General features: G+C 37.7%; 28 protein-coding genes. 11 read left to right on the top strand and 17 right to left on the bottom strand.

Annotated features, from left to right (window positions below; genetic code table 11):
• Window positions 1-156: 156 nt before the first annotated feature.
• From RIV7116_RS08860 to RIV7116_RS08790, 15 genes are all read right to left on the bottom strand, one after another.
• Complete coding sequence (locus RIV7116_RS08860; protein WP_015117954.1) at window positions 157-360, bottom strand: hypothetical protein; 204 nt, start codon at window positions 358-360, stop codon at window positions 157-159.
• Between the two features lies 1 nt (window position 361).
• Complete coding sequence (locus tag RIV7116_RS08855) at window positions 362-2371, bottom strand: DNA translocase FtsK (protein ID WP_015117953.1); 2010 nt, start codon at window positions 2369-2371, stop codon at window positions 362-364.
• On the bottom strand, window positions 2371-3096 hold the full coding sequence (locus tag RIV7116_RS08850) for a hypothetical protein (protein ID WP_015117952.1): 726 nt from the start codon (window positions 3094-3096) through the stop codon (window positions 2371-2373). The genes RIV7116_RS08855 and RIV7116_RS08850 overlap by 1 nt, the downstream gene beginning before the upstream one ends.
• On the bottom strand, window positions 3096-3431 hold the full coding sequence (locus tag RIV7116_RS08845; protein WP_015117951.1) for a hypothetical protein: 336 nt from the start codon (window positions 3429-3431) through the stop codon (window positions 3096-3098). Before RIV7116_RS08845 ends, RIV7116_RS08850 begins: the two co-directional genes overlap by 1 nt.
• Window positions 3415-4044 carry a C40 family peptidase gene (locus tag RIV7116_RS08840; protein ID WP_015117950.1) on the bottom strand — a complete coding sequence of 210 codons (630 nt, stop codon included), beginning with the start codon at window positions 4042-4044 and terminating at the stop codon, window positions 3415-3417. The genes RIV7116_RS08845 and RIV7116_RS08840 overlap by 17 nt, the downstream gene beginning before the upstream one ends.
• On the bottom strand, window positions 4028-4282 hold the full coding sequence (locus RIV7116_RS08835) for a hypothetical protein (protein ID WP_015117949.1): 255 nt from the start codon (window positions 4280-4282) through the stop codon (window positions 4028-4030). Before RIV7116_RS08835 ends, RIV7116_RS08840 begins: the two co-directional genes overlap by 17 nt.
• Window positions 4282-4779 carry a hypothetical protein gene (locus RIV7116_RS08830; RefSeq protein WP_015117948.1) on the bottom strand — a complete coding sequence of 166 codons (498 nt, stop codon included), beginning with the start codon at window positions 4777-4779 and terminating at the stop codon, window positions 4282-4284. The genes RIV7116_RS08835 and RIV7116_RS08830 overlap by 1 nt, the downstream gene beginning before the upstream one ends.
• 14 nt (window positions 4780-4793) lie before the next feature.
• Window positions 4794-5186, bottom strand: coding sequence for a hypothetical protein (locus tag RIV7116_RS33725; RefSeq protein ID WP_198287580.1), 393 nt, complete (start codon window positions 5184-5186; stop codon window positions 4794-4796).
• Window positions 5187-5272: 86 nt separating this feature from the next.
• Window positions 5273-6103 carry a hypothetical protein gene (locus RIV7116_RS08820; protein ID WP_015117946.1) on the bottom strand — a complete coding sequence of 277 codons (831 nt, stop codon included), beginning with the start codon at window positions 6101-6103 and terminating at the stop codon, window positions 5273-5275.
• A 6-nt stretch (window positions 6104-6109) separates the two neighbouring features.
• Window positions 6110-6337, bottom strand: coding sequence for a hypothetical protein (locus tag RIV7116_RS08815; protein WP_015117945.1), 228 nt, complete (start codon window positions 6335-6337; stop codon window positions 6110-6112).
• Window positions 6324-6578 (bottom strand): hypothetical protein, encoded by a 255-nt coding sequence (locus tag RIV7116_RS08810; protein ID WP_157229266.1) that lies wholly within the window; start codon window positions 6576-6578, stop codon window positions 6324-6326. The genes RIV7116_RS08815 and RIV7116_RS08810 overlap by 14 nt, the downstream gene beginning before the upstream one ends.
• Window positions 6578-7174 carry a hypothetical protein gene (locus tag RIV7116_RS08805; RefSeq protein ID WP_015117944.1) on the bottom strand — a complete coding sequence of 199 codons (597 nt, stop codon included), beginning with the start codon at window positions 7172-7174 and terminating at the stop codon, window positions 6578-6580. The genes RIV7116_RS08810 and RIV7116_RS08805 overlap by 1 nt, the downstream gene beginning before the upstream one ends.
• Complete coding sequence (locus RIV7116_RS08800; RefSeq protein WP_015117943.1) at window positions 7128-7529, bottom strand: hypothetical protein; 402 nt, start codon at window positions 7527-7529, stop codon at window positions 7128-7130. Before RIV7116_RS08800 ends, RIV7116_RS08805 begins: the two co-directional genes overlap by 47 nt.
• 604 nt (window positions 7530-8133) lie before the next feature.
• Window positions 8134-8964, bottom strand: a complete 831-nt coding sequence (locus tag RIV7116_RS08795; protein ID WP_015117942.1) for a hypothetical protein — start codon at window positions 8962-8964, stop codon at window positions 8134-8136.
• Window positions 8961-9554, bottom strand: coding sequence for a hypothetical protein (locus RIV7116_RS08790; protein WP_015117941.1), 594 nt, complete (start codon window positions 9552-9554; stop codon window positions 8961-8963). Before RIV7116_RS08790 ends, RIV7116_RS08795 begins: the two co-directional genes overlap by 4 nt.
• A 292-nt stretch (window positions 9555-9846) precedes the next feature.
• Here RIV7116_RS08790 and RIV7116_RS08785 point away from each other — a divergent pair, with 292 nt between their 5' ends.
• The 11 genes from RIV7116_RS08785 (at window position 9847) to RIV7116_RS08730 (ending at window position 23078) form a co-directional block, all read left to right on the top strand.
• Window positions 9847-10437, top strand: coding sequence for a hypothetical protein (locus RIV7116_RS08785; protein WP_044290832.1), 591 nt, complete (start codon window positions 9847-9849; stop codon window positions 10435-10437).
• 79 nt (window positions 10438-10516) lie between these two features.
• Window positions 10517-12154 carry a hypothetical protein gene (locus tag RIV7116_RS33720; RefSeq protein ID WP_015117939.1) on the top strand — a complete coding sequence of 546 codons (1638 nt, stop codon included), beginning with the start codon at window positions 10517-10519 and terminating at the stop codon, window positions 12152-12154.
• A 212-nt stretch (window positions 12155-12366) separates the two neighbouring features.
• Complete coding sequence (locus RIV7116_RS08775; RefSeq protein ID WP_083894052.1) at window positions 12367-13173, top strand: DNA cytosine methyltransferase; 807 nt, start codon at window positions 12367-12369, stop codon at window positions 13171-13173.
• A 763-nt stretch (window positions 13174-13936) separates the two neighbouring features.
• Window positions 13937-17041, top strand: coding sequence for a BPTD_3080 family restriction endonuclease (locus tag RIV7116_RS08770; RefSeq protein ID WP_015117937.1), 3105 nt, complete (start codon window positions 13937-13939; stop codon window positions 17039-17041).
• Window positions 17042-17100: 59 nt separating this feature from the next.
• Complete coding sequence (locus tag RIV7116_RS08765; protein WP_015117936.1) at window positions 17101-19869, top strand: DNA methyltransferase; 2769 nt, start codon at window positions 17101-17103, stop codon at window positions 19867-19869.
• A 227-nt stretch (window positions 19870-20096) separates the two neighbouring features.
• Entirely contained in the window at window positions 20097-20459 is a 363-nt protein-coding gene (locus tag RIV7116_RS08760) for a DUF6876 family protein (RefSeq protein WP_015117935.1), read from the top strand.
• A 35-nt stretch (window positions 20460-20494) separates the two neighbouring features.
• Entirely contained in the window at window positions 20495-20740 is a 246-nt protein-coding gene (locus RIV7116_RS08755; RefSeq protein ID WP_015117934.1) for a hypothetical protein, read from the top strand.
• Window positions 20741-21166: 426 nt separating this feature from the next.
• The gene (locus RIV7116_RS08745; RefSeq protein ID WP_015117933.1) at window positions 21167-21544 is read left to right on the top strand and encodes a hypothetical protein; all 378 of its coding nucleotides are present in this window, start codon (window positions 21167-21169) and stop codon (window positions 21542-21544) included.
• A 139-nt stretch (window positions 21545-21683) separates the two neighbouring features.
• Window positions 21684-22421 (top strand): hypothetical protein, encoded by a 738-nt coding sequence (locus RIV7116_RS08740; protein WP_015117932.1) that lies wholly within the window; start codon window positions 21684-21686, stop codon window positions 22419-22421.
• 91 nt (window positions 22422-22512) lie between these two features.
• Window positions 22513-22782, top strand: a complete 270-nt coding sequence (locus RIV7116_RS08735; protein WP_015117931.1) for a hypothetical protein — start codon at window positions 22513-22515, stop codon at window positions 22780-22782.
• Between the two features lie 32 nt (window positions 22783-22814).
• On the top strand, window positions 22815-23078 hold the full coding sequence (locus tag RIV7116_RS08730; RefSeq protein WP_015117930.1) for a hypothetical protein: 264 nt from the start codon (window positions 22815-22817) through the stop codon (window positions 23076-23078).
• Between the two features lie 184 nt (window positions 23079-23262).
• Here RIV7116_RS08730 and RIV7116_RS08725 read toward each other — a convergent pair whose 3' ends face one another.
• Window positions 23263-23787 (bottom strand): cupredoxin domain-containing protein, encoded by a 525-nt coding sequence (locus RIV7116_RS08725; protein WP_015117929.1) that lies wholly within the window; start codon window positions 23785-23787, stop codon window positions 23263-23265.
• A 14-nt stretch (window positions 23788-23801) separates the two neighbouring features.
• Entirely contained in the window at window positions 23802-26114 is a 2313-nt protein-coding gene (locus tag RIV7116_RS08720) for a heavy metal translocating P-type ATPase (RefSeq protein WP_015117928.1), read from the bottom strand.
• Window positions 26115-26145 lie beyond the last annotated feature (31 nt).

Genomic DNA, 26145 nt, shown 5'->3' with positions numbered 1-26145 from the left:
GCCCCGCACAACGCAGGATATTGAAAGCTTTTTGTTAAACCTACTATCTACTAAAAATGCAGTATTTTAAATAGCAATTAATTCGATTTCGGTACTTAAAAAACTTCCAATGGCAATAGCAAGAATTGAACTTGTTTTTTGGATCACCAGAATTGCCTATTCATTACTTAAAATTAATTCTATTTTTCTTAAAGCTTCTTCAGCGAGTTCTACTCCTTCCCCTTCTCCTATCCATCTATTAGTTTTTCTGTGACCATAACTGGATATGATTCCCCAATTTGTGATATTTGCATAATACTTTAATGTTTTTATAGCATAATCAAGTGCTGCTTTATTGTTGTTAGAATCTTGCTCAATCATTTTATTTATTACCTTCATTATTTAAAAAGTTTTCTACAGCACTACGATATTTTTTATAATCTTTACCATCTTGCCGAGTAATATTAAATATTGCTTTGATAATTTCGTGAATAGCATAACCCTTACTGTATAAATTTAATATTGAATTCTTGGACTGTTCATCAAGATTTACTTCAACAGCAAAATCATTATTTAAAATTGCTTTACTACCGATTCCACTGTCAGAAAACTCTTCAATATTATTTGGTTCCCAAGCAGTAAAATTGTCTTCCTGATTGATTGCTTCTTCTAATAGCTGCTCAAAGTATTCCGGTTCTTCTGCATCACCGACATAAAGAGCTTGAAGTCGAGTAATTTGAGTGGAAGTTTTATATAAAAAATCTCCGTAACCTAATAAGTTAGCAGCTAAGGTATTATCGTCACCCAAAATAATACAGCTATCTTCCGGACGAGTAGTTGCGAATGCTGTTTTAGCAGGAAAATTACTCCTAATTAAAGGATTAATAACGTTTTTATCTGGGCGTTGGGTGTAAAGCATTATGTCAATACCCGCACCTCCAGCCTTAGCTAAAAGTTTCATCATGTCCAGTTCAATAGAGTCGCAGTAATCTTTATCAGTTAGTAAGTCAAAACATTCGTCTGTAAAACTTGCTATCCGAGGCATAATCAATTCGGGGTAATGCTTGCGGTTAAATTCGGCTATCGTCTCACAACCGACTTTCTCAAACTCCCGATACCGGGCTTCCATTTGCTGTACTAACAAACTAAATAATTCTGCACTCGAAGCTGCATCCTTTGCTACGGGTGCAATTAGATGGGGTAACTTAGAAAATTTGCTAAAAGTCACTCGTTTAACATCGGATAAAGCTAGTTTGACTACTGACGGGGGATAGCGACGTGCCAGATAAAGTATTGCTGCTTTCTCGAATTGCGATTTACCACCTCTGGTTCTTCCCCCACCAAGGATATGAGTCACGTTTTCATCTGAGAGGGGAATATCCACGTATTTTCCATCAACACCAACACCACCGGGAATCACAACATTATGTATATCTATAGGTAATGAAAAATCAGCATAATTTTTGAAATAAACAATTTCTCTATCGCTGCGAGGAATATCAATAGCAGCACCACCCCGAACAACGGACACCATTGGTGAAGTATCCATATTTAAAGTGTCTCCAAGCTGCTGCACAAAGTCGTTACCAAAATCTTGGATTTTCTTGAATGACACCCCTTTACCAAGTTTAATTTTGATGCGGTTAAATGTGGGACCGCATTGTGCATCAATATATTCTGCTGCTATCTTAAATTCAGCTAGGGTATTTATAATCAGCTTTCCGGATTCAGTTGTTGATATGCTTAGTTGTTCAATATCTGTTTTCGCTGATTCCAATGCGTTAATTGGCTCCACACCTTGAGCTTTAGATATCATTACAGCTGCGCGATCGCAATATTTTATGATTGTTTCATCAGTAGTTGAACGGGCAATATCAGTAAACCACTTAATTGGTTCTCCATCGCAAAATGCATTGTAAAAATTTTGTAATATTATCCGATAAGCAACTTGTTTATTCTGTAGATTCTTAATAGCCTCGCATCGCTTAATTAATTCATTAATATCAAGCTTAATTAGTTCGTTATATACATTATCTAATTCCCACACAGAGGGAATACGATTAATCGCTATATACCGCAAAGCATACTTAGCAAATTCAAATTGTTCTAGGTCACATTTATTAAATAATTGATTCAATATATCATCTTCGCTAAAACCTTGATTAACTAAATTAAAAATAAGATTGAACAATTCCGGTAAATCATTAAAATAAAGTAATTTTGAATTACAGTTAGAATTTATATTCTCAATTATGCTAATTGCCTTGTTATGTAAATCATCTGGTAAACTAAAATTAACAACTTCTAAAATATCATCCTTAGCTAATCCTTGATTATAAGCATATATAATCGCATTTTGTATCGAATTATGTTCATCTCCTGCTGCTAGCATTAATCAAAAACTCCTTTATTTTTTAGTGCTGCATTAATTGCTAATCTTCTGCGGTTTTGGTCTATATCAATACATTTACGCTTCCATGACCTTGAATATTTTTGGTAAAATGCTAGTCTATTTATGTAATATGGTTCTCTTCCACAAATATTAAATAATCCTCTGGCTCGATGATTAAATGCATCAACTCTTGCATTACGAATAGCACTATCAACAGGTAATCCATAACGAATATTAGCTGCATAAAGTTTCGGAAAATTATCACTAACTCTAGGTGCAGCTTGATTCCATAAATCTACAGAGTTAACGAAAGCTGTTTTGTGTTGTTTAATATCAATATTTTGCTGTTTAAATAGATTAGTTAGTCGCGGCAATCTTGATTGCATTCTACGCAAACAACCACGATTAGCAGCATTTATATCACCAGCTTTGCTTTTACCATAATCACTACAAAATCCTTGATTTAATACTCGCTTACCGCCTAATTTTGATGGGTCGATATGACCATAATACAGGGAAGTAAATGCACCATTTTTTTGACAATTTCCCTCTGCGTGGCAGATAGCAATATTACCAGGACTATTAATATCAGAAAACAATTCATTGACTAAATAATTTCTATGAATTGGAATCACTAAACTAAAACTTTCAGATGTTGAGACTCCAAATAATGGTGTAATTAGCATTAGTAAAGAAAAACTTGTAATCTGCCAAGGACGAATCATCAATTGCACTCCGGTTGCTTTTTAGCCCAATCGTGTATTTTTCGCAGCGAATGTTTTATATATGGCTCTTTCGATGGGTTGTAATTCCCAAAATAATATCTATACACAGATTGCAACGTATTTGATTTGCCATCTACAATATAACCACAAGCAACCGAGGCGTATTTCACCAGTCGCTTATCGCTCCATCCCATCTCTTCTTGGGCAGCTAGTTCAATGCTACTAAATCCAGCTTCATTGCGAATCCGAGTACCAATATTTGAAGCAATAGTGGGTTGTGGAAATATAAAAATACCAATCAATAATATACTCAAAATATTACTTCTGATAAGCATGAGGACGAACTCCAATTATTTGAGAATTAGGGAATGAAAATAGATTTCGTATCCTAACTGGTGCGATCATTGTGCTTCTATCAACTATCTTTCCCCCACCCACATAAATCCCAACGTGAGTGATTGCACCTCTTTTGAAATTGCCATAAGTATTGGTAAAACCAATTAAATCTCCCTTTTGGAATTGCTTTGGGTTGGTAAGAATAATTCCAATATCGCTACCAAAAAAAGAACGTGCCATTAAAGAACCATTATGATTTTGCTTACCAGCATCCCAGGGCTTGCGAGTTACTCCCACGCGAATATTTGACTGGCGCAATACAAAGCGAACAAAATCTGCACAACGCTCTTTTTGACCGGGTTTATAGGATTTCCCAGCCCATGCGATCGCATTACTCACAACCCTCTCTCCCTTACTGTTCTTTAGAGTATGAGTTTGACGAAATTGCTGCACTAAAAGTTGGTTATCAAACCACATAGATATCGGTTTAATAGAAATACAGCTAGCTAAAATTAATGTCAAAAAAGCATACTTCCAATTAGGAGAAATTAGTTTTATAGAATCGGCATCATTTTTATTAATGCCAAAACTGAAATCAATGAGGAGTCGCATTTTGGCAACCAAATTTTGCTTGAAGAACTTCTTCTAAATCATTCTCTGGAGGGAGACAAGTAGAAGTTTTACGAGGAGATTTATTCTCGATGTTTTTATTAAATTTTAGGGAAGGCAACCTGATATTAGTGATAGAAATTTCGGTTAAATCGGGTTGCCAAAACTTGAGATATCCAGGTTGAGCTATATCTGAAATGAACAAACATAGCATCAACCAGAATGTAATACGGACAAACATCAATCCACCAAATCGACAACCGGAGTTAAATTAGGTACATTCTCTGGTGTTAATTTAATTTCTTTATTTTGCACGTAACCAGGACCAGAATAATTACCATTTAGTAAGAAATTAATTCCACCAATCCCCAACCACAACATCACAATTGCAATACCTACGGGAGATGAAATCACATCTTTTAGCCAATAGAAAATGTACCAAAAGTAGCGTAAATTGTTGTGAGGATGGAATCTATGCGCTTTCCAATAATCTGTTACGGGTACATAGATTTCTGGCACTCGATTACTAGTCGGTTTATTAGGAGAATTCACATGATTGACGGTAACACCTTGTTCGCGGTGTATTGAAGTAGGTTCAACGTTAATAGTAGTTGGCTGTTGAGTCGGATATTGATTTTGTTGAGCGTTCTGTAACATTTGCGCTAATTGTTGTTGTGTCGCTAATTGACCCGGTTGAGAATAGTCAACACCAAAATCTCTACGTCTGTTATTTGCCATAATAATTTACCTCTTTAATCAGACCAAATGTCATCTTCTAATGCATTCTTGAATTGTTCGGGGGTTATCGGCACGCTACCGTCAGCAGTAGGACGGCGAAATGGAACTAAGTTTTGAAATTCGGGCTTAAGACCTTCATATTTTTGGGATTGAATTGCTTCCACGTCGCCGATTACAACATCACCGTTTAATTTTTGACTGTCGGTTTCGGGCATCGGTGGTACAACAGGTGCATCAGTTGAATCAATACCGAGGTCGATATTAGAGTTATATTCCCAAATAGCCCAAGCAATTAAACCGATGCTTGCTGCAAAAAATACTCCACCTGATAACCAATGCAAGCTAGTTCCCGGAGGTTTCATCTGAGCGACAGTAGGGCGCGATGAATTACCTAGAGTAGTCTTCACCGGAATCTGCCGCACCGCTCCCAATACGTTAAATAATGAGAGTAAAAAGCATATACCCGCGCCAATGAATTTGACATACACATTAACTAGCCTCCTTTGTTTGGCTTGGATTTCTTTAACTGCTGTAACTTCAGCCTTCTTTTTCGTAACGATTCGGCTATACGCTGACGTATTTTCGGCACCTCTGATAATTGACGCACAGGGTCTTTATAGCCTTGCACCCGCAAATAATTCGCTTGTGATAAAGCGTATGGTTCTTGCACCGTCTGGATTTGCGTTACCATTTGGTTAAAATCAATAATAGGTCGATTTTGCAAATTCTCGGCATAGTCTATAGCCTCCAACTTTCCTAAAAGCAATACCGCAGCACCCCCAGTACCCAATCGCTGCTCAACTTTCGTGCCGTCAGTTTTGGTATAGCTATAGGTAAAACTATTATTACCAGAAGCAACTTCAACTAAAGCGTCCATCGTATCTTGCTTGGCGATCGCCAATGCTGCCATGTGGTGAAGTCTGAAAAAAGCTGAGTTTTCGTTATTTTGTTGTTGATTTATATCTTGTAAAATTTCACCAGACCATTGGGCTGCACCTAGTTGTCGCCATCCAGTAAGTATTCCACCGCCATCAATGGAATAGTTTTGAAGTTCGTTGGGGTTAAAATCGGTACGGGTAAGCTTTTCAATGTATGCACGTCTACGGGATTGCGTTATTTCAAGAGCGCGATTAACCTTACTAATAGCTGGAGAAACTTCACTACGTCTACCCACCACAATGGCAGCAGCTGACAATACCGAACCTAAGCCAACTGTGGCACAACATACCCACAAAACTAAATCGACTTTTTTGAAATGACGCTTTGTTACCACGCGACGATTATAATTGGCACCTTTTTTATCTTGTTTGGGAAGTAGTTGCATTTTCTCTTACCGATTATCGATTACTAAATACAGAGGTTCTTTTGAATAACAAGCAAAAGTCGAACGCAATATACATACCCATGCTCCGCCAACAATTGCGCCCATCAGCAATAGCAAAGGATTAATTGCAAGCGCTGCACCGACTCCCATTGCGTGACCGATAAATCCGCTAATACCGCATCCGGTCAACATTCCACCACCGATATTAATGAAAAAATCTTTAATCGCTCTCATGAATAATAAACTCCCTGGTTATCTTCAAAATCAAAGTTAGTGCAACGGTAATTCCAATAAATCCGCCAAATAAAGAACCGTAAATTACCTTTGGTATGTTCGTCTGCTGTGGAGGAGATAAGACCAATCCCGTTACCATCCCGGAAAAGCTACCCAAAAATACAATTCCCATACCCTGCATCGCTACAATCCTAAGTTGTCGGGATTGCTCGCCAAGGTAAGATTCTATTGACGGCATCATCAAGGTGATGACTTCTCGGGCAAGGATTTTGTCTTCGACACTGATTTCAACTGTTGAGGCTGCATTTCCAACGACGGATGCGGCTCCTCTCCCCAATTGACTTTGCCGAAAAAATCATCGTCGATACGCTTGTAAACTCGACCTTGTACTTCTTCTAATTCTGTTGTTGGTTCTTGGACACCGTTAAATAACATATCTTCTAACATCAAAGTAGAAGTTTCGAGAACTACTTTATGTCGTAATGTTGCCAGTTGCTTTCCTCTTTTAACATCCGAATGCAACACTTTAACGAAGCTATTAGATTCAGATTCTTCAGGATTTACGCCAAATCTTTGTTGGATATATAGGTTTTCATCAAATGTATGTTCGCTATTAGAATTGGAGCGTTCTGAGCGCATTTCCAGTAAATGGTTAGCAGCTTCTTCTAGGGACATATTTTCAGCAGTAGCTACTTCTTTTAATTGAACTAATTGCCGTTCTACTTCCGGTTTGATAGTACTATCTTTATTGACAACTAAGCTTAGTTTTTTACATACCTGAATGACTATTTCAGGTGTAGTTTGCAAAGTTTGAGCTACTTTGTTGATGTGTTTCATATCTCTCAATCCTCCTAATAACAGATTTAACAATTGGGTCTTGTTTTTCGTCTTCAGAAATATATTTCGTCAAAAAATCGTACAGGCTAAGTCCGTTAGTTTGTCGCATAAATTCATCTAAACCACCAGAAGGAATTACCCTTTCTAAGTATTCGTATCGGGTTAGTCGCCTTATCTTAGTAGCAACATAAAAGAAATCGGCAGTTTGAACAGCATCTAAATCAAAGTATCCCCCTCGCTTTTTAGGTTTTACTATTCCGGCGTAGGGATACCATTGTTGCAAAGCCGAAATAGTTATTCCATATCTTTGAGCAAGACTTTTTTGGGTATATATAATATTGTCATCACATACCATCGTGGAGTTTAATTACTACTTGAAACAAGGAAAGATTCAGTGATTATTTGACGATAGTGCTTGTAGAGTATATTTTTCTTCACAAGCGTTATCGCTTCTATTCAACTTGAGATAAATTAAAGTTAAGCTTAAATCGCTGTTCTTTACACAATCTATATAGACATAGAATTAGAAGCGTTTCAAGTTCAACAGCCAGTAAATTCAAATTTTCTGAAAATCAGTAAATAGCAATATTTCCGCTTAATTTATAAAGTCAGTTTATGTATTGCTAACCTATTAATAGCCGATATAAAAAGGTTGTGCTTTAAAAATATCGTTACTATTGAATTATCATGTTTCTCTTAAATGCAACTGTGAGACAAGTCTTCTTGGTTAAATTACCAAATTTTTCAGCACAATAATATAACCCACATTCACAGTGTAGTATAACAATAGATAATCGCTTGATTTTTATCAGGTGTTAAGTTCAAAATTATGCTTACATAATTTTAAATATCAGTTAAAAACAAGAGATAAAGTATATTCATTAACTTTAATTTAATTCTAAAGACAGTAATAACAATTTTGTGAAACTTAAAGCGCGGAATAAGGAATATAAATATAGTTAGCTAAAAGATTCAACAACTTCCCAATTACCGGGTTTACTTACACAAATTCTAGCGGGAACGTCTAAATAATTATCAACAAAGAAATAGTGGGAATAATATCTTCTCAAATCACCATTAGGTGCGCGAAGCAAGTAATCAAAATCAGAGATAAAGTAATCGCGACTTACTACATTAATAAGTTGTTGATAATAGTTGAAATTACCACTGTCAAAGCTATCGCGCCATAACATTAAAAAATTTAAACCAATCCAATCTCGTCCTCTCCATCCACAACCACGGTCGGGAGCTTGCAAATCGTTAACCATCAAGCAGGTATTGCTTGTCATGTCAGTAGCGGTCACAATATAACCTCTACAGCGCATTTCAAGCATAAATTGTTGAATTACTTCGTAGGTAGCATTCTTTAAATAAGTCGAAGGAAGTTCAAAACCGCTGATATCAATAGGTAAATTGTTATCCGTATTTGAATTTACCGCAGATTTTGTTAGATTTTTTTCTGAAACAGGTGAGTTTTTATTAAACATAAAAGTTAACTCTTTTGAAGTAGATGCAAATAATGAGGAAATTGGAAAATACCTATTACCAGAACCATTCCAAAATATTTTTAGTTCTTTTATTCCCCAATCACATAGTAGGGGGATTATATCAATATAATTATTTTTAACAGATACAGCTAAATATTTGGTTGTAACCCATAAAATAGCATTATTGTTATCAAAATATAATTTACTATTAGATGAATCTACAACGGGTAATTGCGCTCTAAGTAAATTAGCTGCGTGAGAATCAATTATTTTTAAAGCTTTAGTAACTATTAAATGGCTCATGGGCGCAGTTCCTCTCCTGAAGTATGACCGTTGCCAAAAAAGCTTTTTCTAATAGTAATCACTTCTTCTAGTGTATAAGTACTACCATCATCCTTGGTTAAGAAGGTAGCGATAGAAATTAAATCTAGGTCAGATGGGTATTCGCCATTTAATAAAGCGTTTACTCTTTCAATAGGTAGCGCCACATCGGAGGCGAAAGCCGCAACATCTTTGCTGTAACGTGAATCCACCTCTTTTTTTACAAGGTCCGCTATGGAATATTCCACGGAATGCTGTATTTCAATATAATTACCAACTAATAGTTTACTTGCAATGCTGATAAATTCGGCTAGGTGTTCTTTAGTAAACGTTTTGAGAGAATCTATAACATCTTGAGGAGTTATTGTCTTCTCACCGTCAACCTGCTCAACGTTAATAGAACCCCTACCATATAATTCGACAACTTCAGCTAAAGATAAACCTTCTTGCTCGGCACGCTTCCTCGCCAATCGCTTACCTGTAGGAGTAAGTCGCAAGGACAAATTCTCCGACTTGCTCTCAGCCCAAATTTCACCTACGCCTTTTACAGGCAGTTTTCCTTTTTTACCCATACCCCCAATTTAGCTTTAAATACTTTTGGTGCAGTAGCATCACCATATCTTTACAAAAATTAATTTGGTGAATCTAAACGAACATGTCCGAAAACATTGCAGTCGAAGGATTTTCATTGCAATTGCAGTAATTTGACTATATGGCAAGTGCGAGATATTATATGAATAATTTCTGGATATTTGCTGCATGACACAAATTAGAAAAAGTTTGATATTAGACGATTGCACATGACTTACCAAATTTTAGTACTTTATGCATCCTATTGTGCGAAATATTCGACTTGTAAGGAAAATGAACAACTACGAAAGTATAAAACATTTACCATCTGAAATTCCTGCCCCAAGACAATTTTTAAGATATTGCTTCGGTTTTAATAAGCTTACTCCAGAAGAAATTTTGGATGAAGAGATTAGTTTTGGATACTCCGCCAAATGCGTCAATCTACTCTCCAAAATATTAGGAATCCAGAAAAAAACGGTGAGAGGTTGGGGAGATAATCCAAATTTTGAAGATATGCCCCAACACGCACGCACGACCTGTAGCTACGTCCAAGTAGCACTATCTTCAGAGATATTAAAAAGAATTGCTAGCTCCGAGTATGTAGCTCCAAGGGTAACAGCAAATCAATTCATCAATGAAATGTTGTTAAAGGGTTTATCACATAGTGAAAGATTGAAAATAGTTAGCTCCACGAAATTTCGGGGACAATATCTTACGCTGCTATCAGAAACTTTAACAATCTCAAAGCGCACGATATACGAATGGGGAGGAGACATCGAACTCCCGAAGATGCCTTTATACCATCAACATACTTTGGCGTATGCGCTCGCAGCGTATCGCAAAAAGCAGCAGCAAATTATCGTAAAGCGAAGCGCTGCTTAATATTTGATTTAATCGGATGAATAAAAATTGGTCTTGAAGGAAGACCAAAATTAAACAAAAAACGAACTTAAATAATATCATGCAACTACTCTCTGAATCAACTTATCACCAGGTTCACAATCTTGATGCGAACCCTGTAAAACACCTCGAAAAAAGTACCGCAGAATACCTTCATACTAGTTTCTTGCTATGGGAATACAAGAGAGCTTATAGCAAAGGGGAATATCGAGAATTACTGGCGGAGTTTGGCTGGGATAAAGGCAGCACCGAAGAGAGACGAGCGCTCAAGTTAGCAGAAAATTTCCAAGATTTTGCATATCGTCCCCACGCTCTGTTTCAAATTCCTATCACAAAGTTACTAAGATTGTGTTCGGAAAAATATCAGCCAATAATTGAGCAGCTATCGGAAGTCGAAGAAGATTTAACTTGTGGTTATGTTGATGATTTAATTAAGGAAAGGCAAGCGCAACTTAAAAAGGAAAGAGAATCAGCGCTACCAAGTAAGCCTTCTATATGGCGTAGAAATTGTAGAGGGGAGCGCTACGCACAATTCCCCCCTGTGTATGAGTTTGACGAACAAACGGGGTTATTAACTCAGAAATTAATGGATAATTATGGGTTAATACCTCAAGACATTCTCAGAAATGCGATCGCCGATTTGTATCGAAAGATTACAGAAGCAGAAGAACCTGATGAAGTTGTTGAAAGTGCTGCCAAAAATGTAGATGATGTAGAAGAAAATAGCACTCAAGAAGTAGACGACAGTCATACTCAACAAACCCCACCAAACGATTCAAGTCAAACTGTCGAAGAGAAGTGGCTTCAATTAAATGAGCAACTAATCGTCTCGGTCAATGAAATCGGTAGAATCAGCCCGGATTGTGGTCAATTAATAGTCGAGTCTTGCCAACGTTGGGAAGCAGCAGTTCCTCAAGATAAAAGATGGAATGCCATATCGAATATACTTCGGCGTGATACGATATCGCTCAAGCATCTTTCTAATTACGCTTATAACCATAATCCACAGTGGAGAGAAACTTGGGGAGCTAATCTTGCGAATTATCAAAACTTCGAGCAAGAGTTGGCATGGGTAGACACCGATGTTCGTAACGATGCTCTGGTATCTATGGGCTTCGATATACCCGCTACAGTCGAAATCAAGACAGGGAATCTTCAAAATAAACAAGGTAAGGTAATCGGATTAAATGGGGAGAATATCACTCCCATTTTGGTCAAGGTTGATGGCTTCAATCATTATTTTCATTGGACGGAGTTGGAAGTCATTAAAGAAACAGCTAGGTCTAGATTTTATACAAGTGCTGAAGAACTACAAGAAGAATATTTGTCCGAACCCGAAGAATCGGATTTAGAGTTGGAAGCGACATCACTTGATAAAGGAATCGATGCTTTGATACAGGGAGATTGGGAAGATATTAGAAATATATTTAGCCAATACCCAGAAATTAAGGAACAAGCTTGGAATACGCTTTCTAAGGAGCAAAAGCGAAGGGTGATTGATATTACTCCGGATAGTATCAGAGTATTAAATAAGGCTAAGAAAGAGGGTGTAATAGAGGAGTATAAGGAGATAGCGAATGGGGTATATAAGATCAAGCTTCCAGGTACGTTAATATGGGAAAACCGAGCCTTCCACGAGATTGAAATATATCACCAGCTTCGTAAATGGCGAGAAAATATATCTTGCTCGGCTAACTAAACAAGTTTAAATGGGTGCAAAAGTTTCATAACAAATACAGATGGGAGAACAGGAGTGAAAGAAATTTCTCAGTCTGACCGTTGGAATCCGGCGCATTTTGGAGAAATGCCGCGCAAACTTGACTCCGATGGAAATCCTTTGATTTTTTGGGATGACAGTATTGAACCACCAGAACCGGATGATTATGACACCTTAATCGAATATGAGGAGGCATGGAAGAAATGGGAAAAGGAAAACTCCGAGTGCTTGACTTGTGCAGCGGAATTGGAGCCGGTTTCCCCCTCTCCGGAATTATCACAGGAAAAGTCCAACTATGCGGACTCTGTGAAATCGACGAGTTTTGTAAAGAAATCTTGCAAAAACGGTTCCCCGGTGTGCCAATCTACAACTCGGTGCGCGACCTCCGAATTCAAAAGGGAGAAATCGACACAATTACCGCATCTCCGCCATGTCAACCCTTTAGCCTTGAAGGGCATCGAAGGGGAGGAGCCGATGAACGCGACTGTATCCCCGCAGTGTTGCGACTTGTTGCTAGAGTCCAACCCAAATTCTTCTGTCTCGAAAATGTACCCGGATTATTGTCGGCTCCCCAGTACCCAGGAGAAAAACCCGGAACATATTTTCTACAGATGCTCCGGCAGCTTTATGAATGTGGGTATGATTCAGAATGGATTGTTGTCGGAACATCGAGGTTTGGAACTAAATGGTCGGGAGAAAGACTCTTACTCGTTGCCACGTCCAGGAGCCTTAAGCTGGAGTGGGAAAGGGCGACCTCCTGGAAATACCAAATCGGAAGGCAGAGCCAAGAAAATTGGGTTAATCGGCAAGAAGGAAATTTTCAATCCAGAGTGGCTAGAACTACAGTTCGGTCTGCCAATCAGATGGACATCCCCACAGGAACACCGAGCGGCAACGGAATTACTCGCACTCGTCGAGCAGCCCTTGGAAATTGTTTAGATGTACGGCTTGCTCAAATTGTTTGGGAGCGAGTACTTTACCTCTACTCACTCATCGAATAAGCGTAAATATTCTGATTGTTAGTACAATTTCCAAAGTTGTAATTCACCAACACTCATTGACAATATTTTGTAGTTCTACATTATTGACTTGGGAATAGCTCTAAAATTTCTGATGTTGGTGGATATATGAATAATTTATTTTAATTCTTCCGGTTCGCTATTACACGAGGGTTGAAAATAACCCTTATTAGTGTAACTGTACTAATACAAATTATTTACACAACTCCAAAATCTTGATTTCGACGATTAAATTTAATTAAAACTAAAACTGTTTTAAATTTTAGGGGATAGCACTTAAGAATACTGAGGAACTTACGGAGTGCAAAAGCTATATAATTAATATATTTACTATTAGATTTAATTTTTAAGAACAACTTTAGATATACTGATTTTTTGCAATGCCTTTTTTGGCAAATTATTCTTGACTTAAGACTGCTTTATAAATTTTTTACAAAAATATCTTCTGCAATACCTGTAATTTCACAAATTTAGCCTCTATCTGTATAATCAACAGCATGACAGTATAAAAAATTCCGGATACTATAGCGTTTACAATGTGACTAGCCAAACCCATCAAGCTCATTTAAAAAAATTTTGCGAATTGGGTAAGGATATTTAAAAGTTACTGGATAGATATACTTCTAAGTAAGTTTTTCTTACGCAGATATAATATTGCGATTACTGATAAAATTTAGCCGTATTTTTGCGCCTTATTTTACCTATTAGTCGCAGCTTTGATGTGCTGTTTTTAAGGTATAGGTCGGTGGAACAGGTCATTATTGAAAACCCAATTATTAATTCGCCATTTACTGAACCTCAACGGCATTTTCGCTTTGGTGATGATGGTATTACTAACGATATTATTGAACAAAGGCGTAAAAGCCAATATTTTATTCCTATTGCCCAGCCTAAGAAAAAAGATAAGCAGCTAGAGCTTGATTTTGGTTCATGGACGCAAGACCGAATAGAGGAAAATAAATTTATTAATGATATTCGCATTCTCGTTTCATCGTGGCGGTGTGGTGGTTATCGCGGTCATACGAATATCACACCAATAACGCGGCGGTTATTAGAGCATTGGACAAATCCAGAACGAGAAAGACGGTTATTCTTTTGTCAGATTGAGGCTTTAGAAACAGTTATTTACATAAATGAAGTTGCAAAAAAGTCTGGGGAGACTTGGATTGAAAATGATCTGAACAAATTTAAAGACGATGCTAATCCGTTGCTATTTCGTCAAGCGTTGAAGATGGCAACTGGTACTGGTAAAACAGTTTTGATGTCGATGCTAATTGCTTGGCATTCGCTCAATAAGATTGCTAACCCCCAATCTAAAAAGTTTAGCGATACTTTTTTAGTTGTAGCACCAGGGATTACAATTCGCGATCGCCTGCGTGTAATTCAGCCTAATGACCCAGAAAATTATTATAAGAAGTTAGATTTAGTTCCTGCTGATTTATTGCCAGATTTAGAGAAAGCCAAGATTATTATCACTAACTATCATGCTTTTCAATTAAGAGAACATACTAATGTTGGTAAATTAACTAAAAGCATTTTAATTCAAGACAAAGAGAGTCCATTTACAGAAACCCCATCCCAAATGGTTAATAGGGTATGTCGGGGACTGGGGAAAAAGAAAAATATTATTGTCATTAATGATGAAGCACACCACTGTTACCGTCGTCGTGTTGGTGGTGATGAAGAAAAATATAAAGGTGATGATTTAAAGGAAGCTAAGAAAAACGAAGAGGAAGCTAGAATCTGGATTTCTGGGTTAGAAGCAATACAACAGAAGTTGGGGGTAAAGGTAGTTTATGACCTTTCTGCAACTCCATTTTTCTTGAAGGGTTCTGGTTACAAGGAAGGAACATTATTTCCTTGGGTGGTATCTGATTTTTCTTTAATTGATGCTATTGAATCTGGTATTGTCAAAATCCCCCGCGTACCAGTTTCCGACGATAGTATGAAGGGTGAATTGCCTACTTATCGCAATATTTGGAATTTGATTCGCGACCATTTACCCAAAAAGGGGAGAAGTAAGAAGGAAAGCGAGCCATCTACACCAGAACCGAAGTTACCCAAAGAATTAGAAGGGGCATTACGGACACTGTATGGTAACTATGAAAATCTTTATCATCAGTGGTTAGAAAATACTGATGCACAGAGTAAGGGATTAACACCCCCGGTGTTTATCTTAGTTTGCAACAACACTAGCGTTTCCAAGATGGTTTATGACTATATCTCTGGTTGGGACACTGGTAAAGTTTACCCAGACAAAAGACCTGTTTTAGCTCCTGGACAATTAACCTTATTTAACAATGTCAAAGATAGGAATTGGACAGCTAGACCTAACACTATTTTGGTAGATAGCAAGCAGTTAGAGTCTGGGGAAGCCATGAGCGATGAATTTAAGAAATTAGCTGCGCGGGAGATAGAAGAGTTTAAAGCTGATTATCGGGTAAGATACCCAGGTCAAGACCCGGATAAAATTACCAATGAAGACTTGTTACGTGAGGTGTTAAACACTGTTGGTAAATCCGGTAAATTAGGCGAACATATTCGTTGTGTTGTTTCAGTTTCGATGCTGACCGAAGGTTGGGATGCTAATACAGTTACCCACATTTTAGGGGTGAGAGCATTTGGTACTCAGCTTTTATGCGAACAAGTTGTAGGAAGAGGTTTAAGACGCATTAGTTATACTCCTACCGTTAATCAAATTAACGTCAATGGTAAGAGTATTGAAATTGAGTCTTTTACCCCAGAGTATGCGGAAGTCTACGGTGTTCCCTTTGCCTTTATTCCTTGTGCAGGTTCTAATAAACAACCAAAACGAGGAGCATTACCTACCCGCGTCCGCGCACTTCCAGAACGAATTGATTATGAGATAACTTTCCCTCGGTTGTTGGGCTACCGTTACGAAATAAAGAGCCAAAAACTGACACCAGATTTTAATAAACCTGGTTGTAAATATTCTTTGTCTACAGACAATTTACCCACCAAAACCGAAAATGCTCCAATTATTGGTAAATCAAGTATTCACACTCTTGATGACTTGAAAACACGCAGAGAACAAGAAGTCGCTTTTTTATTAGCAAAGTTAACTTTAGAGAAATATTTTCGTCAAGACGGTACTCAAAAGCAAGAAAAGCTAGAAAATTATTCTCTTGATGATTCTGAGGTACAAGTTTGGTTATTCCCTCAAGTATTACAGATAGCTAAGCAATGGATAAAAGAATGCGTTACCTATAAATCTGGAACATATTCCCAATTATTACTGTTAAATGAATTTGCCCATGATGCTTCAGATTGTATTTATCAAGCTATAGTTGCTGGTGAAAAAGAAAAATCTTTAAAACCGATTTTACGTCCTTATGACCCGATGGGGTCTACTCGTTACGTAGACTTTAGTACCGCTCGTCCAACTTATATTACCGACCTTCATAAATGCCATATTTCTCATGTTGTTGCTGATACTAATAGTTGGGAACAGAAGATGGCACAGGTATTAGAAGACATGGAAGAAGTAGTTTGTTATGTCAAGAATCAAGGACTTGGTTTCTTAATTCCCTATACCTTGAAAGGTCAGCAAAAGAACTATATGCCTGATTTCATTGTGAAAGTTGATGACGGTCAAGGTGACTTGTTGAATTTAATTGTAGAAGTATCTGGAGAAGCAAGAAGAGACAAAGCAATTAAGGTTGCAACTACTAGTAATCTTTGGATACCAGCAATTAATCGGCACGGTGGTTTCGGTCGATGGAATTTTATTGAAATTACCGATCCTTGGGATGCAGAAAATACTGTTCGGACTTTTATTAGCGCTGATTACAGTAAACAGTCTACTGTCGGCAATCTTCAAGCGGCTTAATACTGATTACTAATCAATTATTTATCCAATTTTTTTATTAATAAGTAGAGTAATGAACTATGTCTAAAAAAACTCAAATTAATACTGTTAAGCATAAAGAGAAAAGAGCAAATATTCCTACAGAAGAACTGCGCGATTTTTTATCAGAGGAAGAGAAAAAGCCTACAAATTTACTATATTCTCGCGATATATCTTTAGACCCTCAGTTAGTTTGGAATACGAAAGACGAACAGGATAAAGAAGATTTAGAAGTTTCCGCAGTTCCAATTTATATTCAAGAAAAAATTCATCCTCAAGCATTAATTGAAGACTTTCGTACTCAGGCTAAACAAGAAAAAGCAGAGCAATTAAGTTTGTTTGGTGATTTTAATGGTTTAGCATTTGAGAAATTAATTGATTTTTATCAACACAAAGAAGGGGTTAGTTGGACTAACCGTATGATTCTAGGTGACTCATTGTCGGTGATGGCTTCTTTAGCTGAGAAGGAAGGGTTAAGGGGTAAAGTGCAAACAATTTATATGGACCCCCCTTATGGGATTAGGTTTGGCTCAAACTGGCAGGTATCTACTCGTAAGCGAGACGTTAAAGATGGTAAAGCTGAGGAAGCAACCCGACAACCGGAGCAAGTAAAAGCTTTTCGAGATACTTGGGAATTAGGGATACATTCTTACTTGAGTTATTTAAGAGATAGGTTAGTTGTTGCGAGGGAGTTATTAACAGAAACTGGTAGTGTTTTTGTACAAATTAGTGATGAAAATGTTCATCTCGTTAGATGCTTGATGGATGAAGTTTACGGCAGGGAAAACTTTTGTAAAATTATTCCTTTTCAAAAGACTAGTGGTCATGATTCAAAAATACTTGCATCGACACTAGACTACTTAATTTGGTACTCTAAAAATATTGATTTAGTAAAGTTTAGACCACTTTTTCAACAGAGAGAAATTGGAGAAAAATCTCTCGATAGATACGATCAATTGCTTTTTTCTGATGGCTCAACAAGAAGATTAAAAAAAGAAGAAATATCTACAGGAAAGATTCCAGAGCTATCTAAACGTTATCAACTTTCTGCCTTGTACTCTGATGGGAATAGTAATAAAGAGCAAAAATTTGTCTTTGCAGGTAAAACATACAATCCTAGAAATGGTACACATTGGAAAACAACAGTTGAAGGGCTAAAAAGACTGGCATCTTGCGATCGCATCGAAAAACTTGGTACTGTTTTACGCTATCGACGTTTTTCTGATGATTTTCCTGTAATTCCACTAACTGACAGGTGGGACTCAGTACAACTCGGCACTCAAAAGTCTTATGTAGTCGAAACATCCCCCAAAGTTGTTGAACGCTGCATTTTGATGACTACTGACCCAGGCGATATTGTACTCGATCCAACTATGGGAAGTGCTACCACAGCCTACGTCGCTGAACAATGGGGAAGACGCTGGATTACCATCGATACCAGTCGCGTAGCTTTAGCATTAGCTAGAACCCGTCTTATGTCAGCCCAATTCCCCTACTACCTACTTGCTGATTCCACAGAGGGTATAAAAAAAGAAACAGAAATTACCACAAAATTACCACCAACCAATATCAAAACTGAAAACGACATCAAAAAAGGCTTTGTTTATAAGCGCGTACCTCACATCACCTTAAAAGCGATCGCCAACAATCCAGAAATCGATACGATTCACGAAAAGTATCAACAAAAACTAGAACCCATCAGTACCCAGTTAAATAAACTCCTTAAGAAAAAGTGGGAAGAATGGGAAATACCTAGAGAACCAGAAAATAAATGGTCGCAGGAAGCCAAAGACCTATTACAGCAGTGGTGGAAGCTAAGACAAGAACGTCAGAAAAAAATTGATGAATCTATCGCTCTCAATTCGGATAGTGAAATCCTTTACGACCAACCCTACGAAGATAAAAAGCGGTTACGAGTAACAGGTCCGTTTACTGTAGAAAGTTTATCACCACACCGTGTCCTTTCTACTAACTCAGAACAACCAGCTTCAGAGGCAGAAGCCACACAGCAAGCATCTGACCAGTTTGAATTTAGGATTATTGAGAACTTAAGGAAAGCAGGAGTTCAAAATACTAAGAAAGGTGAACGACTGAAATTTGATTCCCTTGAACCTTATGCTAGTGAATGGATACAAGCAGAAGGAGAATATACCGAAAAAGATGGTACGGTAAAACGAGTTGCAGTTTCTATTGGTCCGGAATACGGTACAGTTGGCTCCGACCAAATCAAAGAAGCAGCCAAAGAAGCAGTACAAGGGATAAGCTATGATTTGCTGATTGTCTGTGGTTTTGCATTTGACCCTGGCGTATCCGAAGAATCTAAACGCTACGGTAAGTTACAAGTATTAGTTACTAAAATGAATCCCGATTTACTTCTAGGTGATGAAGTACTTAAAAAAACTGGTTCGGGTAACTTGTTCATGGTTTTTGGAGAACCAGATATTGAAGTCCAACATCTTGATGATGGCAAAATTACCGTAGAACTAAAGGGTTTAGATATTTACGACCCCACCACTGGCGAAATCCGCAGCAGTTCAATAAATGATATTGCTTGCTGGTTCATCGACACCAACTACAACGGTGAAAGTTTTTTTGTACGTCATGCTTATTTTACTGGAGCAAATAAACCCTATGAAAAGCTTAGGAAAACTCTGAAAGCAGAAGTTGATCAAGATGCATGGTTAGACCTTTATTCTGCTATTAGCCGTCCTTTTGACTCACCCCGAAATAAAAACGGTAAACCTGGGAAGATTGCGGTTAAGGTGATTAATCACTATGGTGATGAAATATTAAAGGTTTATCAGGTGTAGTAACGTGAGATGGGTAAAACTGATATTGGGATGGTGTGTCGCAATCGAGTTACCTAAAGAAAATTCTATTGTTACGAAGCGTAAGTCACTGTTTAGAAAAAAATCTTTTTTACTTATCACTAAACAACTATAAAAATTTTCTAACTGCTGGTATTTATTATCAGCAGTTTTCGTCTTACGGCTCACGCCGAGGGGAGGGTGAAGTCCGTAAAATCAAGGATTAAAAAATGAAAACTCCGCAAGAAATAGCCAGCGAGCTAAACCAATTTTATGGTTCAGCCACTCTCTACAAACACTGGCTCGGCTTGAAATATACAGAGGGTATACAATACCTAGCGCAAGAAGCAAATTGTTATTGGCTCCTAGATGCAATTGCCTCACATCAAACAAAGAATTTACTCTTAAATCCAAAACTAAGAGAATTTCAAATTTGGCATTTACGAGTTCAAGAAAATTCCGGCATTTTGATATGTGAGTGGGATACCAATCAAGAAGTATTACGGCAAGAAATTAAATATACAGATTTTCCATTGAGCCATATCAAGCTTTATTTGGTTGAAAAAGTTCTCATGCTTCCAAACGAATACTAACACGCATCAAAAATTGTTATTACAAGGAGAAAATCATGATTCAGGCAATTGGTTCAGAACAAGTATTCGTCACAAACCTCGAACAATTCATGACGAAAGCAGACAAATTTATCAAAATTTACTACTCAGGTGTTAGCGATGAAAATCATGTTCGAGAAATGATGCAAGAACTGAAAAATCTAGTATCTGATACAGACTTGCAACAGTTAGAAGTTGATTATCAGCACAACTGTGAAATGAAGGATTTAATGGCTGATTACCATGATTCAACTTGGTGGTAATTCGATTTCTATGATTTGTAATCTGACTCTGCCGCATAAGTCATCACAAATTTATAAATGGCAAAGTATATGTCTGTGTTCAAAAAACCTGTTTTACTTTGACTTTACCGTAATTAGATTTTTGAACTTTGAAATTGCCGTAATTTAAACATTTATTGCGGCATTTATCATCAATAAAAATTGAAACAAGCGGTAACGGTGATTTTAGCTTGCTTCGACTTTGACCAGAAAGGTCACGATCCAATTTTTGAAAATAAATGGGGCGTAAATAAGTTTTACACCATAACTTTGCCACTAACTTTTTGTACCATCACCTTGTCATCTTGGCAAAGTTAAATTACAAATCACATCCTCAAATACTGAAATACCAGTACATAAAGAGAGCTTACGCTCAAAGGAAAATGAAGTTAATTAAATATCCGTCTTATGGCTGCACGTAAATCCTCTACACCTAAGTTTCAAGCAATTGATGATTCTGTTCTTGGCGAGTATTCAGTTAGCGATTACTCAGAAAGACTTTACTCCAAAGTCTACTATTCCATACGTTCTTTATGCGGACTTCTTGCTAAAAATAGTTTCCAAGATTTCAATTGGGATGCATTTAAAGAACGCTTCGCAAGTGATTTTGGAAAAGTAGAAGAAAAGCGCTATTCTCTAGAACAACTACTTGAATTTGCTAATCGTAAATTTGGCAAGACGAAAGAAGATTTAGTAGTTCTAAACGAATTATCTTGGCAGCGGAGACGAGAATATGCTGCACGAGTAAATGCAAGCGTCAATCCTCAAATGAAAGCCGAGAATTAATACTGGCATTATAAACGAAATTAAAGGGGGATAAAGCAGATTTTATTCCCCTTTTTTCTGTCAGCAATTATTTACTGCTTCATCATCAATTCAAAATTTTTTCGCTTCACAAAAATCAAAATCATTTTCTGTTATTAATATGTTGAATAATAGTTACGTTGTTTGGGAAGGGGCATCTTTAATTGACGGTTCTCCTATAGTTCTAATTTTAACAGGCTTTGTTTCTACTAGTTCAAATCGCAAGACCGGAAGACTGATTCAATCGTGGATTTTACAGCAAGAATTTGTTCCTACTTTTGCTGCTTCTAAAGGTTTGGATGAGGGTATTTGTGGCTTTTGCAGTTTAAAATTGAGTCAAACAGGTAGTTGCTACGTTAATCTTTTACCTGTTAATAATATTCACCGAAAATATCAAGAGGGTACTTATCCAAAATTTAGCGAAAACGAAATCGAAGTACTTAGAAGATATCGTTATCCTATCAGAATTGGTTCCTATGGCGACCCAACCGCAGTACCGTTTGATGTGTGGGAACCAATTATTTGTGCGTCAGGTAGATATACGGGCTATACACACCAGTGGTTTCGCAATGACTGTGATTTACGCTGGCAACAATATTTGATGGCTTCGGTGCAAAGCTTGGCAGAAGCACGTATTGCTCAAAGTCAAGGATGGAGAACTTTTAGAATTATCCCTCCCGATGCACCTTTAACTGAAAACGAAATTCTTTGTCGTCACACCGAAGATGACAGAATTCAATGTGAGAATTGTTTATTATGTGACGGTGCTTCCTCTAAACCAAATATTGCCGACAAAGTTCATGGCTTGAAATGGAAAGTATCGAATTTCGTAAAATATTCCGAGTCAATATCTAATTAGTCCTTCACGAAAGCTTGTGTCAAGGTACATCAATTTATTTATCACAAGCTTTCAAAAAAAATTAAAAAAATTTTAATTTCTAGTAATAATAATGGCAGAAGTTTTGAGCGAACCACAATTTCAAGTATTTACTCATCCAAAAACTGGGATTAAAACCGGGAGAATCTATTTTCCTGCGTTGTTCTTAGCTGATTATCACGAAAGTATTTCTCAATGGCTGCAAAGACGAGAAATAATGTTTGATGAACGTGACCTGAAGCGATACGGAGATGGTTCTTTTCGTCTGTATTTCAAAACAACAAATTCCTTATTAGCAGAATACTGGCAGTTAATAAGACCCCTCACGGGGAGAAAAATGTGAAATTGACTCTCTAAAATAAGGCGGAAGAAATAATGATATCAATGTATCGAAGCTTCATCCCTGATGCTAGCAACCAAGAAAAAGTTATCCCTAATTCTCAGCCAATAATTTCCCAAGTTCCGGAACCTGAGAAAATTAGACATACATTGATTGGTTCTAGTGAAGCAGTAATGGGAACAATTCAAGTTTTACATCAACTTGGTTACGCAAATATAGGTGATTGGAGTCCTTTATTACCAACTAACAATCGGGGAGAAGTGATGAGCGTATTAATACGTTCAGTTACTGGGAAATAGTAGTAAATATTAGTAAGTCAGATGCCCCTTTTAAGGGGCATTTATTTTTTAGTAAATCCTTCATTTAATTGCTATGTATTAATTTATAATAAGCATTAATATTTGAAATTGGTTAACATTTGTTATCTCAATAGGTGTAACCTAGAATAAATATTTCGCTAATTTAAACTATCTTATTTTATACTCAATTCAACTGGGCTAAAATCTTCCCTCGATACATATTCATTCCACAACTAAAAGTATATTCTCCCGGTTTTTCGGGAGTAAATTCTACAGTCGTCACTTGATTAAGAGTTAAATCCTGAGCAATATGAAAATCTGGAACTAATACTTTTTCTAAACAGCTACTAGCATCGCGACGAAAAAAGTTGAGTCGTACTAGTTGTCCCGCTTCTACAACAACTTGATTTGGTTCGTAACCGCCATCTACAGTAATGGTTATTTCTTGTATGTCTTGATTTCTATTAGCTTGGACGGTTTTAGATTTACTAAAAAGAAACCACCATAACTCCAGCCCAATCAAACCAATACCACCTACAGTCACGGCAGCTTTTAACCCTAAAGGTTGTTCAATCCGTCGAAATTGCACGTTTTCTTGTTCAGAAACTGGCATGGATACAGGTTTTTGAGCCAAAGCTGTTCCAGAAACAACTGATAGAAAAAATCCCACCCCAGCAAGATTCGCTAAAATCTTTTTTTTGTTTAACATTTATTAATTAACTTTCACCCTTTCAATTGAAAATTACGCAATCGTAAAGCATTAGTCACCACCGAAACCGAACTAAAAGCCATCGCACCACCAGCAATAATGGGGTTAAGCAACCATCCAAATATGGGAAACAAAATTCCCGCAGCGATGGGAATACCTAAAACATTATAGAAAAATGCAAAGAACAAATTCTGACGAATATTATTGATAGTAGCCCTCGAAAGTTTTATAGCCGTGACGATCGATCGCAAATCGCCTGAAATTAAAGTTATGTCACTAGCTGCGATCGCCACATCAGTTCCGGTACCAATTGCCATTCCCACATCGGCTTGTGCTAAAGCTGGGGCATCATTTATACCATCTCCCACCATCGCGACAATTTTGGCAACGGATGCTTTTGTTTCGTTCTGAGAACTTTTATTTGTACCTCTTTTCTTTATTCCTTCAGCCTGCAAAGACTTGACAACAGCCGCTTTCTGGTCTGGTCTGACTTCTGCAAACACGCGGTCAATACCAACTTCACCAGCAATCGCTTCAGCTGTCGGACGGTTATCTCCGGTCAACATTACTACTTCCAAACCCATCTTACGCATTACTCTTACCGCTTCGGTGGAGGTAGCTTTGAGAGTATCGGCAATTCCCATCAAACCTTCAACTTTCCCATCTACAGCAATCCAAATTACGGTTTGTCCAAGGGATTCCCAATCGTCTTTTTGCTCCCCGAATAAGTTGGTATCAATCCCAATCTCCGATAGCCAGCGCTTAGTCCCAATTTGCACAAAGTTATCTGCAACATATCCTTGAACGCCGCTTCCAGCAACAGCTTCAAAATCACTAGCGTCTAGTAATTCCACACCTTGACTTTCAGCATATCTAACTACGGCTTCTGCCAAAGGATGTTCTGAATTACGCTCTAATTCAGCCGCTAACTTAATAAGTTTAAACTCATTTTGATTTGCAGTACCGCGCACCGTCACGAAATTGGTAACTGTAGGTTTTCCTTCCGTTAACGTCCCGGTTTTATCCAAAACAATCGTCTTAATTTTGTGAGCGAGTTCTAAACTTTCCGCACCTTTAATCAAAATACCATTTTCAGCACCTTTACCCGTACCAACCATTACCGATGTTGGAGTTGCTAAACCCAAAGCACAGGGACAAGCAATAATCAAAACCCCAACAGTGGTAATTAAAGCGAGGCTGATATTACCCATAAAATCAAACCAGATGACAAAAGTAGAAATGGCGATCGCAATTACCACCGGGACAAACCATCCCGTCACTTGGTCTGCTAATCTTTGAATAGGAGCTTTACTTCCTTGGGCTTGTCTAACTAACTGTACAATTTGCGATAGTACAGTATCTTTTCCTACTCTTGTCGCTTTAAACTTAAAACTACCAGTTTTATTAATCGTCGCGCCGATAACTTCATCACCGGGCTGCTTTTTCACGGGTAAGCTTTCCCCCGTCACCATTGCTTCATCGATAGTGGAAGTACCATGCACGACTTCTCCATCTACGGGTATTTTCTCACCAGGACGTACTAAGATTATGTCATCAAGCTCAACTTCTTGAATGGGAACGTCTACTTCCCTTCCATTACGAATCACGCGAGCATCCCTAGCCTGCAAACCAATCAACTTGCGGATTGCTTCACTAGTTTGTCCTTTAGCGCGATTCTCAAACAATTGTCCTAACAGAATCAAGGTAATTACAACAGCAGCAGTTTCGTAATATACCTCCGGCATCAACCCTTGATTGAGAAAGAAATCGGGAAATATCGTTGCAAACAGTGAATAGAAAAATGCCGCCGAAGTACCCAAAGCAATCAGGGTATCCATTGTTGCCCCGTGGCGTTTAAAAGCTTTCCAAGCCCCGGTATAAAACCCATAACCACACCAAAACTGTACGGGTGCGGTAAATGCTAGCTGCAACCAAGCATTGTGTAACCATGCAGGAACAAAAGGTAATTCTAGCCCTGTCATCATTGGTAATGAACCAAAGATAAGGATAATACTTATTGCACCCCCCACAATTAGCTTGCGAATCAAATCGCGGGATTCGGCTTTACGAGCGGCTTTATCCTCATCATCTTCCCCGGTAATCATTTCTTGCTCTTGCAAGGGAGTTGCACTGTACCCAGCAGCATCTACCGCATCCTGAATTTTTTTGATATCGGTTTTTTGGGGATTATATTTTACAGTAGCTTGTTCGGCACCGAAGTTAACGTTACATTCGCTAACTCCCGGAACAGAATTAATAGTTTCTTCGATGCTGTTTGCACAGGAGGCACAACTCATACCTCGCAGTTTAAGGGTAGTAGTATCCATAATCGGAATGGGTTAATAAAGCGAGTTTTCT

Source organism: Rivularia sp. PCC 7116 (assembly GCF_000316665.1).
GTDB lineage: Bacteria > Cyanobacteriota > Cyanobacteriia > Cyanobacteriales > Nostocaceae > Rivularia.
This window is presented reverse-complemented; position numbering and strand designations above follow the sequence as displayed.